General features: G+C 68.6%; 13 protein-coding genes. 4 read left to right on the top strand and 9 right to left on the bottom strand.

What is annotated here, in order from left to right:
- The 3 genes from WG921_RS13565 to WG921_RS13555 all read right to left on the bottom strand — a co-directional run bounded on the left by WG921_RS13565 (position 1) and on the right by WG921_RS13555 (position 2,744).
- On the bottom strand, positions 1–729 hold the full coding sequence (locus WG921_RS13565; RefSeq protein WP_340109782.1) for a phosphocholine cytidylyltransferase family protein: 729 nt from the start codon (positions 727–729) through the stop codon (positions 1–3).
- A gap of 40 nt (positions 730–769) precedes the next feature.
- Entirely contained in the window at positions 770–1,690 is a 921-nt protein-coding gene (locus WG921_RS13560; RefSeq protein WP_340109781.1) for a hypothetical protein, read from the bottom strand.
- Positions 1,691–1,850: 160 nt separating this feature from the next.
- Positions 1,851–2,744 carry a hypothetical protein gene (locus WG921_RS13555; protein ID WP_340109780.1) on the bottom strand — a complete coding sequence of 298 codons (894 nt, stop codon included), beginning with the start codon at positions 2,742–2,744 and terminating at the stop codon, positions 1,851–1,853.
- Between the two features lie 107 nt (positions 2,745–2,851).
- On the opposite strand from WG921_RS13555, the gene WG921_RS13550 reads away from it, so the two are divergent.
- Complete coding sequence (locus tag WG921_RS13550; protein ID WP_340109779.1) at positions 2,852–4,210, top strand: lipopolysaccharide biosynthesis protein; 1,359 nt, start codon at positions 2,852–2,854, stop codon at positions 4,208–4,210.
- A complete protein-coding gene (locus tag WG921_RS13545) occupies positions 4,207–5,193 on the top strand; it encodes an ELM1/GtrOC1 family putative glycosyltransferase (protein ID WP_340109778.1) in 987 nt (328 codons plus the stop codon). Before WG921_RS13550 ends, WG921_RS13545 begins: the two co-directional genes overlap by 4 nt.
- Positions 5,194–5,196: 3 nt before the next feature.
- Here the strand turns inward: WG921_RS13545 and WG921_RS13540 are convergent, their stop codons facing one another.
- From WG921_RS13540 to WG921_RS13525, 4 genes are all read right to left on the bottom strand, one after another.
- Complete coding sequence (locus WG921_RS13540) at positions 5,197–5,904, bottom strand: hypothetical protein (protein WP_340109777.1); 708 nt, start codon at positions 5,902–5,904, stop codon at positions 5,197–5,199.
- 395 nt (positions 5,905–6,299) lie between these two features.
- A complete protein-coding gene (locus WG921_RS13535) occupies positions 6,300–7,049 on the bottom strand; it encodes an NTP transferase domain-containing protein (RefSeq protein ID WP_340109776.1) in 750 nt (249 codons plus the stop codon).
- 3 nt (positions 7,050–7,052) lie between these two features.
- Positions 7,053–7,499 (bottom strand): HIT family protein, encoded by a 447-nt coding sequence (locus WG921_RS13530; RefSeq protein ID WP_340109775.1) that lies wholly within the window; start codon positions 7,497–7,499, stop codon positions 7,053–7,055.
- Between the two features lie 189 nt (positions 7,500–7,688).
- On the bottom strand, positions 7,689–9,017 hold the full coding sequence (locus WG921_RS13525; protein ID WP_340109774.1) for an aminotransferase class I/II-fold pyridoxal phosphate-dependent enzyme: 1,329 nt from the start codon (positions 9,015–9,017) through the stop codon (positions 7,689–7,691).
- Between the two features lie 136 nt (positions 9,018–9,153).
- On the opposite strand from WG921_RS13525, the gene WG921_RS13520 reads away from it, so the two are divergent.
- A complete protein-coding gene (locus tag WG921_RS13520; RefSeq protein ID WP_340109773.1) occupies positions 9,154–9,993 on the top strand; it encodes a LysR substrate-binding domain-containing protein in 840 nt (279 codons plus the stop codon).
- Positions 9,994–10,142: 149 nt separating this feature from the next.
- Here the strand turns inward: WG921_RS13520 and kynU are convergent, their stop codons facing one another.
- Together kynU and WG921_RS13510 are read right to left on the bottom strand one after the other, a co-directional pair.
- Positions 10,143–11,390, bottom strand: coding sequence for a kynureninase (gene kynU, locus WG921_RS13515; RefSeq protein ID WP_340109772.1), 1,248 nt, complete (start codon positions 11,388–11,390; stop codon positions 10,143–10,145).
- A gap of 34 nt (positions 11,391–11,424) precedes the next feature.
- Entirely contained in the window at positions 11,425–12,513 is a 1,089-nt protein-coding gene (locus WG921_RS13510) for an isocitrate/isopropylmalate dehydrogenase family protein (protein WP_340109771.1), read from the bottom strand.
- A 205-nt stretch (positions 12,514–12,718) separates the two neighbouring features.
- On the opposite strand from WG921_RS13510, the gene WG921_RS13505 reads away from it, so the two are divergent.
- Positions 12,719–13,348 (top strand): glutathione S-transferase family protein, encoded by a 630-nt coding sequence (locus WG921_RS13505; protein WP_340109770.1) that lies wholly within the window; start codon positions 12,719–12,721, stop codon positions 13,346–13,348.
- Positions 13,349–13,418: the final 70 nt, after the last annotated feature.

The raw sequence follows: 13,418 nt of genomic DNA, 5'->3' as shown, positions 1-13,418 counted from the left end.
CTAAAGCTTGAACTGCGAGACCGCCGCCTTCGCGGTCTCGATATCCTGAGCGAAATCGACCTCCGCCCAGGGCAGGCCGTCGATATCGACAAAGCCGACCGACCCGGTCTTCGCGATCCGGTCGATGATGGAGAGGTACCAGAGCTTCAGCGCCTCGACATCGGCCAGAACCTCTTCGAGCTTGTTGCGAAACAGCTGCGCGCCCTCGCCCTGGAACCGCAGCATGCCGATCGACTCGCCGTCGATCGGATGGGTCAGCGTCTTGCCGATATCGGTCAGCCGCTCACCCGACAGGCGCACCTTCATGTCGTCGCTGTCATAGGCGGGCTTGCGGTCCATGGTGATGGAGATCGGCGCGGAGGCGCGCTTCAGAACCGTTCCGAGAATGCGCGGGTCGAACACGGTGTCGCCGTTGATCAGGACGCTGTCCTCGCCGAGCCGCTCGCGTGCGAGCCAGCAGGAGCCGATGTTATCCGCGACGCTGTAGAACGGATTGAAGATATATTCGATGTTGGCCGGCAGGTCGGCCTGCTCCAGCGTGGCGCGGATCATCGGCGCGCGAAAGCCGGTGACGATGGCGATGTCCTTGACCCCGCCGGCGATCAGCGCGCGCACCTGCCATTCGACGAGGCTGCGCTCGCCGATCATCACGGTGCATTTCGGGCGATCCTCGGTCAGCGCGCCAAGCCGCCGGCCCTGCCCGGCGCTAAGGAGAACAGCGTTAGTCAAGGGCGAACCACCTGTCTTCTTGTGAGCTTCGCTGGTTCTTTCACACCATGAGCAGGTGTTTGTCCATGCCGAAGGCGTCGCCGAGGCCGCGCTCAACCGCGGCTTCCAGCTCCGCGGCCGAATCCTGGGCGGTGAAATGGCGGGAAAGCCGTCTCGCGTTCGGCGCGAGCGCGGCGGAGATCGCTTCAACCAGGCCGGGCTCATCCTCGAACCAGTAGGATTCCGGCGCCGTCTCCAGATAGGCGGATTCGGGCCAGGCGACGAAGGGCAGGCCGAGCGCCTGCGCGGTCGCCGCTTTCACGTTCGATTTCCAGCGCCGTGAAAGCCAGGAGCCGTCGCGCCCGCCGCGCACGGCGATCATCGCCGCGGCGGGAGGCGGCGGGGTCCAGGCGCCCCGACCGATATCCACCGCCAGGAACTCCGCGCCGAGTTTCCTGCAGGCGCGGCTGATCCGCTCCGCCCATTCGCCAAGAAACCGGCGCTTGCCGAAATAGAGCAGGCGTCTCGTGGCGGCGCCGGTCTGGGCCGGCGACGGCCTGAGGCGCGGGTCGGCATGGTGGCGAACCACGGCTTTCGGAGCCGGGAAGGCGGCGAGGTCGCGCGCCATCGTCGCGGTCGTACAGAGGATCAGGGCGGGGGACAGGCGCCTGAGACGCCAGAAAAGCGCCGGCGCGATCTCTTCGACGGCCTGAATGCGCTGCGCGCGGCTTGGCGGCAGGAGCGTGGATTTCACCTGCGGCCAGAAATCGAGCGCATCGTGGATGATCGGGAGCCTGAACTTCCGCGCCATGCGCAGGACCTCTTCATTCACGTCCTTGATCACGACCAGCGCGTCCGCGTGCAGGAAGTCGGCGCGAGTCGGTTCGGCGGTGGCGCGCCACTCCGCGCGGCAGGCGGCGATTTGCCGCCCGCGCATGACATAGGCGCCGGATTCGCAAATCGACGTGAAAAGAAGCTTCATCAGGAAAGCCCGCCCAATCAGAGGTTCGGGGGGACAACGAAAGCGCGGCGATTCGGTTCATATTTTCAATGAACCGAGGGCTTCGCTTGTCCCGCCCATGCTGATTTAGGGAGAACCTGAATTAGCGCAAGAACAGCGCGCCGGCCAAAACCATGAAATATTACGCGGCGGCCGCGGACAGCACCGCGTCCACGCTCGGCGCGGCTTTCACCCGCTCCAGCGCGTCATGCCGGACATGGTTCGCCGCCATTTCGCGGCGGACATCCGCCTCCGTCAACGCGCCTGCGTCGAGACATTCCGAGAGATAGGCGAAGAACAGGTTTTCCTGCCGCATGTCCGGATGCTGCTTGTATTTGCCGGGAAGCCGAATGCCGGCGTTGGGCAGGAACTTGCCAACCAGCGGCACGCGGTTGGTGAAGTCGATCGGCAGGCCGGTCTTCCAGGGCTGAGTGCGCCGCTTGGTGTTGTGGAGGAGCCGGGTCTCCGGCGTCAGCCGGTCGAACTGGTTCCAGTATTCTTCAAGCGGGCCGACGGTTCCCGCCGGCTGGTTGGCGAGGATGATCCAGTCCTCATAGTCGAGCTCGCCGCGGAACATGGCCTCGAACTGGTCCTGCATCCGCCAGTGGCGGAGCTTGGCGCAGTCCATCAGCATGACGCTGGTGGCCATGTAGTCTTCGCGGCCGTTGTGGCCGGGGCGTGGGCGGGCGAGCACGCCGCAGCCGCCCATGTCGCGCTTCAAGAGCTCGCAGATGTCGCCGACGGCGAAGACGTCCGGATCGATCACGATGGCGCGGCCCTGATAGTCCATCACCTCGGGCGGCGCGAAGCGCAGCGGCGTGAAGCTTTGCAGGTCGTCATTCCTCCAGACCCGCCAGCCGCCGGCGCGCAGGAACTTGCGCCCTTCGAAGGTCTCGAAGATCTGAAAATCCTCACGCTGGAGAATGCGGACGTCGAAGCTCGCCGGGTCGGAGGCCTGACGCTTCAGGGAATGTCTGGCGACGATGGCCCCCACCATTTGCTGGGCGTTGGTGTGAACGAATACCGTGTCGATCATCTCAGAAGCTCCGCATGGCGAGGAGTTGACCCTTGCGGGCCGCAACCCCACTCATATAACGATCCCCTCCGCGGCTGACCAGCGCCGCGCCAGAGGGATCATGCGGCATGAAGCCTGAGCAGCCCGAAGAAAAGGAGCCTCAGGCCCAGGGCGGTTATGGCGGCGTCTGGCGGCGCATGCGCCGCAACGCGGCGATGCTGCTGGGCGGCCGGGCGGTGTTCGGCCTCGTCAACCTCGCCGCCGCGGCGATCGCGGTCCGGGCCGTGGGCTTCGAGGCCTTCGGCGTCGTCATCCTTCTTCAGGCGTATGTCCGGCTGATCGGCGGGCTGCTCAAGTTCCAGTCATGGGCGACGGTGACGAAATTCGGCGCGGAGGCGTTGGCGGCCGGGCGGGACGAAGATTTCCGCAGGGTGGTCGGCTTCACCATCCGGCTCGACATCATCGGGCTTTTCGTGTCGATCGGCGTCGGGCTCGCCGCCGCGCCGCTGATCGGGCGTTGGCTCGACTGGCCGCCGGAGGCGATGGCGCTCGCGCCCTGGTTCGTGCTCACCATCCCGTTCATCACGTCGGCGACGCCTACGGGCGTGTTGCGGCTTTTCGACCGCTTCGCGGTGTTGGTGCGCCAGCATGCGCTCAACGCGGTGCTGCGGTTCATCGGCGCCGCCGGGGTCTACTGGCTCGGCGGCGGGCTGGAGGAGCTGATCGTCGTCTGGATCCTCGCGTCGTTCCTCTCGGGGTTCCAGTTGATGCTGGCGGCGGCGGGGGAGCTCAGGCGCCGCCGCCTCGCGCCGCGCCTCGCCGCCCGCTGGAGCGAGTTGACGCGGGGGTTCCCGCGCATCTGGCGCTTCGTGATCGTGCTGAACGCGACGTCGCTCATGGACACGATCCTCACCCACGCCACGGTTCTGGTGGTTGGCGGCATGCTCGGCCCGGTGGCCGCGGGGCTTTACGGCGTCGTCCGGCAGATGACGGAATCGCTCACCCGCGTCTCCTCCCTGCTCGGGCCGATCATCTTCCCGGAGTTCGCCTGGCTTGAGGCGCAGGGAGACCGGCGCACCATCCTGCGGCTGCTGGTGCGGACGCTGACGATGGCGGGGGCGGGGCTTCTGGTCTTCTGTCTCGCGCTCCTTCTCGGAGGTGAGGCGCTGCTGACGGCGCTCTTCGGCGCGGAGGCGGCGGCGGCCTCGGCGCTCCTGATCGCGGCGGGCACGGCGGCGGGGTTGATGGCGCTCGGCTTCGCCGTGGAGCCGGTGATGCTGACGATCCGGAAGGAGAAGGCGCTGTTGTTTTCCGCCGTCATCTCCACCGCGATCTTCTGCGCCGCGCTCTGGTTTTTCATTCAGTGGTGGGGACTTGTCGGCGCGGGGCTCGCGCTCCTTCTTCGGCAGGCGATCGTTCTGGTCCATCGGCTGGCGGTGCTTTACCGGACGTTGGTGCTCAAGCCCGCGCGCGCCGGCCTCAAATGAGCGCGCGCGTCTGGCTTCTGCTCAGTCGCCGCGCCGGGGATGACGCGCAGGTTCGCGCGCTGGCGGCGATGCTCGGCGCGCCGGCGCGCGAATTTCTTCTCGGTCACAACCGTCTTCGCGAGATCCCGAACGCCTGGCTCGGCGCCTCGCTGGCGACGGTGAAAGGCGATCCGGGTTTCGGGCCCCCCTGGCCCGATCTGGTGATCGGCGCGGGCCGGCGGAACGCGCCGGCGGCGCGCTGGATCGCGGAGACGAGCGCGGGACAGGCGCGGCTGGTCTGGATCGGGCGGCCGCGAGCGCCGCTCTCATGGTTCTCGCTGGTGCTCACGACGCCGCAATACGGGCTCGCCAGCGCGGACAACGTCCTTCAGATGACCCTGCCGCTGACCGCGCCGATCGGGCGGACCGCGGAGCGGCGCTTCCTCGCGCTTCTTGGCGGGCCGAGCTGGTCGGCCCGCGTCACGCCGGCTTATCTGAGGCGTTTTGCGGCGGCCGCTGACGCGCTCGCCGCCGCCGCCGACGCGCCGCTCTCCATCGCCACATCGCCGCGCAGCCCGGCGGGCGCGGGCGCGGCGCTCGCCCGGCTTCTGCCGCGGGCGGAGCTGCATGAATGGCGCGCGGATGGGGACAACCCCTATCGGCGCTGGCTTTCGGAAGCGCGGGGCGCGCTGGTTTCAGGCGACAGCATCTCCCTTCTCGCGGACGCCGCGGCGACCGGAGCGCCCGTGTCGATCCTGCCGGCTCCGGCCCCGGCCTGGATTCGCGCCGCCCGTGCGACCGGGCCGGGCCGGCGCTGGCTTTCGGCGGGCGGGCGCGGATTTTTCGCGCCGCCGCCCAACCTCGACGCGCTGCACGCCGCGCTCGTCTCGCGCGGCTGGGCGCGGCGCGACGGGGCGCTGATCCGGCTCGAGGGCGCGGCGGAGCGCATGGCGGCGGAGCGGCGCGAGGTGGCGGCGCGGCTCGCCGCGCTCAGCCGCGGCTGAGGGTCAATCCGGCGGCGGCAAGCGCAGGTCGACGCCGCGAGATTTCGTCCAGCGCCGCCTCAGTCCGGCCGGGATGCGGCGCAAAAACGGCAGCGGCTTGAGCGCGAACGCGTCCACCGGCGTCTCCACGACGAAATTGATGTAACGGCGGGTCCAATCGGTGACGGGCCGGGGCGTGACCCCATGGATGGCGCGCGCGGAATTGACGAAGCCGACAAACCTGTTGGCGCCGTAAGGGACCGTCGCGATCTCGTCGACATCGGAAAGCTCGGCGTAATGCCCGCCGAACCCTTCGCGGCCCGCTTTGAACCGATAGAGCGAAAGATCGCCGCCCGGCGTCGGGTCGCCCGGCTGCTTCATGTAGAAGAGACCGCTGAATATCTTGTTCTTCCGGTCCACATGCGCCGGGCGGACGGAGCTTTCCCGCGTCACCGGCGTGTTGATGACGAAGAGGAGGTCGAGCGCCACCTCCGCCTCCCCCGGCTCGCCCCGGCGCTTGACGCGCCATTTCTCCATCGGGCGCCCGATCTTCTCCTCGAGCGTGGGGAATTCGGCGCGGAGCGCTGGGCCAAACACCCGCAGGATGTCGCGCCAGAACCCGTGTGACGTGTGCCATTCGAAGAAGGCGCGCCATTCAGGGGAGAAAGCCAGGTTCCCGATCACTTCGGCCGCGCCGATTCGCACGGCCTGATTGTTCTTCACGCCGTTCATATTGTGAAAAAACACCTCATCGGCGGGGAAGTCCCGCTCCAGACTCCGATAAATGTCTTCATCTAATACAGAGTCTTCCACGAGATAGGGAAAGGGATCATTTCTGACTGTACAGTCCAGTTCAGAGCGAAGAACCGATAGTTCTTCATGCTGGGACATTTCCCGATCCATCAATGTAGCAAACTTCATTACGGTCGCCTCCATCTTCTTCCGGGGTGCCGGATCAGGATAGCCAGACGGCCGTAGAAAGGTAGAATCGCAAAGGTTGATTGCCGGGGACTGTCGCCTTTGCGCCACTTTGCGGCTCAGACGTTGAATATGCGGTTTTCGCGATCGTCGGAGCGGCGCGTTTCATCATGTCATGCGCGGAACATGAGGCGATGGCGCGGTGTTTTTCAGCGCTGGGCGAGCCTCGTTTCGGCGAAGGCCATGTCGGCGGGTTTGTCGACGTCATGCGCCGCCTCGGGGTGATCGAGAAGGATGATCTCGACCCGGCATCCGGCCTTTCTGGCGATCATCGCGGCCGCTTTCTTTCGGGTCAGACGCCCGAGCGCGTAGAGAACCGGCGCGAAGAAGCCCACATTCATCGCCATTCGCAGCGGTTTTTTCCGATCCGCCTCGATCCGGGTCCAGAACCGGATCGCGCCGCCGCCGCGCTCGGTCGCGATCGCGAAAAGATTGCAGCCTGAAAGCCAGCCGTCGGCGAATTTCAGATAAGTCCGGCGCGCGGAGTTGCCGGCGCGCTCCACCACCGCGCGGAGGCTCGCGGCGGCGGCGGCGTCGATATCGGCCGCTTCGACGCCCTTCAGAAAATCATGAATCATCGCGGCGGTCAGCAGCGGGTGATCCGCCGTGACGATGAGAAGAGGCGCGCCGAGCGCCGCCAGCCCTTCAGCCGCGCTTGTCGCCGGGGTGGGCGCGGAATCGAGCCGCAGAACGCCGGCCGGCAGCGGCGGCGCGTCCGGCGAGATCGAGACGGCCACCTCGCCCAGTTCCGGCGCCGCCTCCAGCGCCGCCAGAACATGATCGATCATCGGCGCGCCGGCGACCTTGGCGAAGGCCTTGGTGGAGACGCCCGCCGCCTTCGCGATCGGGTCTTCCGGCCCGCGGTCCCCCGCCAGAACCAGCACTTTCCATTGCGCCATGAACTAGAATTTCCAATGGGAGCGGAGATGCGCGGTCAGGTTGTCGGCCTGGCTCGCATCCGGGGTCAGAAACGCGCCGAGCGCGGGCGGGCCGGGCCAGCCTTGATCCTCGATCTCCAGATCCTCAAATCGTTTCGCGCCCGCGTAACGGGGCAGGACGTGGAAATGGACATCCGGGTCCTGCATCATCAGCATCAGATAGTTGATCTTCTCATAGCCGATCGCGGCGGCGAGCATCGCCTCCACCGCCTTCACCGCGCGCCCCAACTCCGCGTGACCGGCGGCGTCGACGGCGCCGAAGGCCTGAACCGGCTGCTTGCAGCAAAGAACAAGCGCGCCGAGCGTCGGCTGATCCGGGCGGAGCATCACCCCCCAATGCTCCAGATCCGCGATGCGGGTGCGCGGCCAGCCGAACTTGGCGAATGTGGCGTTGGGAGGCGTGTCGGTCATGAGTCTTTCCGGAGTGAGGTCCGCCCTGAGACTACAGCGCGCGCCGGGCGCTGCAAGCGGTTCACGCCCATTCGCCCCGCCGGCCGTGACAATCGCCCCGCCCGCCGCAGGAGAGGCGCGGTGAAGGGAGGCCCCAGGCGCCGGGATGCGCGGCCGCCTGGTTTTCGAAATGCGCCCGGGCCGCCGGTTCTATCGAGGCTCCGCGAGAAAGCCGATCCTGTCGAAGCGCGACCGGAGCGCCTTCGTCTCCGCCGCCAGCGTTTCGGGCGCGTCGGTCGTCAACGCGCGGATGAGAAGGTCGGCGATCTCCGGAATGTCGGCTTCCTCCACCCCCCAGCGGGCGAGTTCCGGCGTTCCGATCCTGAGGCCGTTCATGTCGCCCTCGACCGGCGCGCCGGGAAGCCCGATGCCGCAGGCGAGAAATCCCGCCTTCCGGATATGTCTGGCGGCGGCCTGCCCCCCGCCCCAGCGCGCCGCCTCCAGCGCGAATTGATGCGATCGGGTGAAGCCGCGCCCGGCGGCGAACACCGGCAGCCCGGCCTTGGCGAGCGCGGCCGCCAGCGCGCGCGCCAGCGCGATCATCCGCGCCGCGTAATCGGCCCCGGCCACCTTCCAGTCGGCGAGGGTGATCGCCAGCGCGGCGGTCTTCGCGACGTCGAAATTGGCGGTGAGGCCGGGGAAGGCGATGGCGTCCAGCCGCTCGGCGATCGCCGGGTCGTTGGTGAGGAGCAGCCCGCCGGCCGGCCCGCCGAGGCTCTTGTATGTGCTCATGGTCATCAGGTCCGCGCCTTCATCCAGCGGGTTCGGCCACGCGCCGCCGGCGATGATGCCGCATTGATGCGCGGCGTCGAACATCAGCTTCGCGCCGACTTCATCCGCAACCGCCCGGATCGGAGCGACGGGATGCGGGAAGAGATTCAGGCTGCCGCCGATGGTGATGATCTTCGGCTTCACCCGCCGCGCGAGGTCGGCGAGCGCCGCCGCGTCGATGGTGTATCCGTCCGCGTCCACCGGGGCGTCATGGATCTCCAGCCCGCGAAGCCCGGCGGCTCCGGCTTCATGGTGCGTGACATGCCCGCCGATGGAGGATGGCGGCGCGATGATCGCGTCCCCCGGCCGCGCCAGCGCCATGAAGCCGTAGAGATTCGCCAATGCGCCCGAAGCGACGCGAAATTCCACGAACTTCGCCTTGAAGACTTCCGCCGCAAGTTCGGCGGCGATGATCTCGATCTCTTCGATCGCCTCGAGACCGGTTTCATATTTGTCGCCCGGATGACCGAGGGAGGGGCGCGAGCCGAGCCCCGCGGAGAGGATCGCCTCCGCCCGCGGGTTGAGGACATTGGTCGCGGGGTTCAGGTTGAAACAGTCGCGTTCGTGAATGTCGCGGCTTCGCGCCGCAAGCGCCTCGATCTGGCCGGCGATCGCCGGTGCGGGCAGCGCGGCGGCGGTCTCCGCTCCAGCCGCGATCAGCCGGGCGGATGCGGCGGTGAGCCAGGGGCGGGGCGCGAGCGCGGTCATCGTGGGTCTCCTCTATTCCTCGCCGGATAGAACTCCCGGGCGCGGGGCGGCGCAAACCAGTTTTCTTGCGGAGCGGGGCGAGAAAAACTATGCCTAGTTCATGTCGCTCTCCCCGCCGCGAAGTTCAGGATTGCCGTTGACCGCGCTTCGCGCTTTCGAAGCGGCGGCGCGGCTTGGCGGATTCGCCGCCGCAGCGGGCGAGCTGTCCGTGACGCCGGGCGCGGTCGCGCAGCAGATCAAGGCGCTGGAGGCGGCGATCGGCGCCAAATTGTTCACACGCGGGGCGCGCGGGGTGGCGTTGACCGCGCTCGGCAAGGCGGCGGCGGCGGATCTCGGCGCCGCGTTCGACCGGCTCGGCTCGGCGGCGGCGGCGCTGCGCGCCGGGGCCGGGCCGGGCGCGGTCAGGATCGCGGCGTTGCCGGCCGTGGCGCAGCTCTGGCTTTCGCCGCGCCTCGCCGGGTTGAGGCGGGCGGCGCCGGAGATCACGGTCTCCGTCTCGGCTGTGGAGCGGGCGCCGAATCTTCTGCGCGAGCCGTTCGATATCGCGCTGTTCTATGAGGCGGCGGCGGGCGCCGGGGCGGTGCGGGATCTTGGCGCCGACATGATTTTCCCGGTCTGCGCGCCCGCAGTCGCCCGAAGGCTCCGGCGGCCGGCCGACCTGGCGGGGGAGGTGCTCCTGACCGACGCCGCATGGGCGGAGGATTGGGCGCTCTGGGCTGCGGCGGCGCCGGAGGCGCCGCGGCTGGCTCCCGCGGGGCCGGTGTTCTCGCTCTATGCGCTGGCGGTCGAGGCGGCGGAAAGCGGCGGCGGCGTCCTGATCGGCCACGGCGCCCTGGTGCGGAGAGGGATGCGGGCGGGCCGGCTGGTCGCCCCCTTTTCGGAGCGCGCGCCGACCGGGCGGCGCCTCACGCTCAGCGTCGCCCCGGTCGAGGCGGACGCGGCGGCGCGAATCGCAGCGCTTCTGGCGGCGGGGTGAGGCGCGGGCCGTGGCGGCGCGAACGCCTCGTCATGATTGCGCGTCTCGCCACGGCGGCGGGCGGGAGATCGTCGCCCCGGGCCATCCGCCCTTGAACGACATGCGCGTCCCCTCCTCCATCGCGGCTTGGGCGGGCGTTCCCGCCCCGCTCAGGTCACCGCGGCCTTCATCATGAATTCGGGCCGGTCCCAGCGCCGCCCGTCCAGGATCGCCGCCAGAACCTCCGCCGCCGCCACGACATCCGCGTGGGAGATATAAAGCGGCGCGAAGCCGAAGCGCATCACGTCCGGGGCGCGGAAATCGCCGATCACGCCTTCCGCGATCAGCGCCTGCGTCACCGCATAGCCGTTCGGATGCGCGAAGGAGACCTGGCTGCCGCGAATCGCGGCGTCGCGGGGTGAGATCAGCCTGAGATCATGGCCGGCGCAGCGCCGTTCGACCTCGGCGATGAACAGGTTCGCAAGCGAGACGGACTTCGCCCGGATCGCGGCCATCTCGACCCCGTCGAAGACGTCGAGCGCCGCGTCGAGTCCGGCGAGGGAGAGAACCGGAGGCGTGCCGACGCGCATCCGCCCGACGCCGGCGAGCGGGCGGTAATCCGGGTCGAAGGCGAAAGGCGCTTCATGCCCCATCCAGCCGCAAATCAGCGGGCGGACCCGCGCCTGCCGTTCGGGGCGAACATAGAGGAAAGCGGGCGCGCCCGGCCCGCCGTTCAGGTATTTGTAGCCGCAGCCGACCGCGAAATCCGCCCCGGACGCGGTCAGGTCCACTTCGAACGCGCCGGCCGAATGGGCGAGATCCCATAGCGTCAGCGCGCCGACCTCATGCGCTCTGCGGGTGAGGTCGGCCATGTCGTGGCGCCGGCCGGTGCGATAGTCGACCTCGGTCAGCATCATCACCGCGACGCTTTCGTCGAGCGCGTCGGCCACATCCTCCGGCGCCACGGTCTTCAGTTTGCGCCCGCCGCCAAGCCTGGCGACGAGCCCTTCGGCGATGTAGAGATCGGTCGGAAAATTGCCGGTGTCGGAGAGGATCACTTGTCTGTCCGGGCGCATGGCGAGCGCGGCGGACAGGCACTTGAAAACGTTGATCGAGGTGTTGTCGGCCACCGTCACGGCGCCCGCCGGCGCGCCGACCAGGGCGCCGATCCTGTCGCCGACGCGCTCCGGCGCGGTGAACCAGCCGGCGTCGTTCCAGCCGCGAATCAACATCGCGCCCCATTCGTCGCTCACCGTCGCGGCGATCCGGGCCTTCGCGCCCTTCGTCAGCGGGCCGAGCGAGTTGCCGTCGAGATAGATCACGCCGTCCGGAATCAGAAACTCCGCCCGCTTTCCGCGAAGCGAGTCCGCTCGGTCCAGTGCGGCGATATCGGTCCCGCGCTCACGCTCCGTCGTCATCTGGCCGCGCCGGGGCGGCTGGCGGCGCCCGCCCTCACGCGTCGGCTCGGGCCAGTTCGGCCAGGACCGCATCGCGCACCTTGTCCACGCCGGCCGCTCCGCCGAGCTCGCAGGTCACCAGCCGCCCCGGCGCGAACGCCGCGTCCACCGCCTGGCGGATCATCGCGGCCGCGCGCCCCGCCTCCGGCGCGCCCTGCCGCTCATCGAGCCATTCGAGCATCATCGCACCCGAGAGAATCATCGCCGTCGGATTCGCGATCCCCTTGCCGGCGATGTCTGGCGCCGTGCCGTGGCAGGGTTGGAAAACGGCGTGCGCATCGCCGATATCGGCGGAGGGCGCGTAGCCCATGCCGCCCATCAGCGCCGCGCCGAGATCGGAGAGAATATCTCCGAACATGTTTTCGGTCACCGCCACGTCGATGGCCCATGGCCTTTGCGCCATGGTCATGGCGAAGGCGTCGACATAGGCGCATCCGGTTTCAATGGCGGGGAAGCCTTTCGCCCGTTCCTTGAATATGTCGCGGAAGAACCAGAACGCGGGGAAGACATTGGCCTTGTCGACGCAGGTGACATGGCCGGGGCGCCCCTGCGCCTTCCGCCGCTCCGCCATGCGGAAGGCGAAGTCGAACAGCTTCTCGGAGACCTTTCTGGTGATCAGCATGGTCTCGCGCGCCTCATCTGCGCCGACGGATCCTTTCGCGGCGGGCGCGAACAGCCCCTCGGTGCTCTCGCGGAGAATGACGTAATCCATCCCCGCGCTCCGCTCGTCCGCCAGCACCCGCCGGACGCCTGGGATCGGGCGCACCGGGCGCACGCCGGCGTAAAGGTCGAAATGAAACCGGAGCGAGATTTGCGGCGTTATCTCGCGCCCGTCCGGATAGCGCACATCCGGCAGGCCCATGGCGGCGAGGAAGATCGCGTCCGCGGCCTCCGCCGCTTTCAGATCGGCGGGCGGGATCTCATGGCCTGTGTCGCGCCAACAGGCGGCGCCGCCCTGAAGCCGGTTCAGGGCCAGCGAAAAGCCGCAGCGCGCCGCCGCCGCCTCCAGCACCGCCTCGGCGGCCGGCGTCACCTCGTGGCCGATGCCGTCGCCGGGAAAGACGGCGATGTTGAAAGCCTGCATTGAAATGCTCCTTCGGTCGAAAGCGTGCGCGGAGGGGGCGATAATCGGCGCATTGGATGCGCGGATCAATCCATTGCGACCTTCCGCCGAAAAGCGGATTCGCCGCGCCGCCGCGAGACGCCGGTTGAACCTCGGCGGCGGCTCCGCTTTTATGGCGATGGGCGCGGCCGTGTCCCCCGCCCGCTGCGCCTCAAAGGAGCGTCCGATGCCTCTTCCCACCCTTGTCCGCATTTTCGAATCCCGCCGCGCGCCGAACCCGCGCCGCGTCTCGATCTTCCTCGCCGAGAAGGGAATCACGGTCGAGCGGGTGGAGCTGGACATCATGGCGGGGGAGCATTTCGACGACGCGCATCGGCGGAGAGCCGGCAGCCATCATATTCCGGTCGCTGAACTTTCGGACGGAACCTTTTTGAGCGAAACCGTGGCGATCTGCCGCTATGTGGAGGCGCTCCATCCCGAGCCGAACCTGATGGGCGCGGATCCGAAGGAAGCGGCGGTCATCGAGATGTGGCAGCGGCGGATGGAGTTCTCCGTCCTGCAGAACATCGCGTTCGTCGCGCGCCATACGATCCCGGCGATGGCCGCGCTCGAGCATGAGCAGCTGCCGGAATGGGGCGCGGCCTGCATCCCGCGGATGGAGGCCGCGCTTCGCGCCCTCGACGCGCGGCTGGCGACGAGCCCGTTCGTCGCCGGGGACCGCTTCACCATCGCCGACATCACCGCCTGGGTGGGGCTCGATTTCATGCGCGTCTTGCGCCGCGGCCCGCCGGATGGGTGCGCCGCGCTTGAAACGTGGCTCAAGGGCCTCCGCGCGCGCCCCTCCGCCGCCGTGTGAGCGCGGCCCTGTCGATCTCTGTCGGGAGAATTGGCGCCGACAGACTTATCATCGCGCGATCGCGGCGATA

The organism is Paludibacillus litoralis (assembly GCF_037646705.1).
In the GTDB taxonomy this organism is placed as follows: domain Bacteria; phylum Pseudomonadota; class Alphaproteobacteria; order Rhodobacterales; family Rhodobacteraceae; genus Pikeienuella; species Pikeienuella litoralis.
This window is presented reverse-complemented; position numbering and strand designations above follow the sequence as displayed.

Coding starts and splice junctions, on each gene's coding strand:
- WG921_RS13545 (WP_340109778.1), top strand. CDS start 4,207: ATGAGCGCGCGCGTCTGGCTTCTGCTCAGTCGCCGCGCCGGGGATGAC.
- WG921_RS13505 (WP_340109770.1), top strand. CDS start 12,719: ATGCCTCTTCCCACCCTTGTCCGCATTTTCGAATCCCGCCGCGCGCCG.
- kynU (WP_340109772.1), bottom strand. CDS start 11,390: ATGACGACGGAGCGTGAGCGCGGGACCGATATCGCCGCACTGGACCGA.
- WG921_RS13555 (WP_340109780.1), bottom strand. CDS start 2,744: ATGATCGACACGGTATTCGTTCACACCAACGCCCAGCAAATGGTGGGG.
- WG921_RS13530 (WP_340109775.1), bottom strand. CDS start 7,499: ATGACCGACACGCCTCCCAACGCCACATTCGCCAAGTTCGGCTGGCCG.
- WG921_RS13535 (WP_340109776.1), bottom strand. CDS start 7,049: ATGGCGCAATGGAAAGTGCTGGTTCTGGCGGGGGACCGCGGGCCGGAA.
- WG921_RS13540 (WP_340109777.1), bottom strand. CDS start 5,904: ATGAACGGCGTGAAGAACAATCAGGCCGTGCGAATCGGCGCGGCCGAA.
- WG921_RS13550 (WP_340109779.1), top strand. CDS start 2,852: ATGAAGCCTGAGCAGCCCGAAGAAAAGGAGCCTCAGGCCCAGGGCGGT.
- WG921_RS13560 (WP_340109781.1), bottom strand. CDS start 1,690: ATGAAGCTTCTTTTCACGTCGATTTGCGAATCCGGCGCCTATGTCATG.
- WG921_RS13510 (WP_340109771.1), bottom strand. CDS start 12,513: ATGCAGGCTTTCAACATCGCCGTCTTTCCCGGCGACGGCATCGGCCAC.
- WG921_RS13525 (WP_340109774.1), bottom strand. CDS start 9,017: ATGACCGCGCTCGCGCCCCGCCCCTGGCTCACCGCCGCATCCGCCCGG.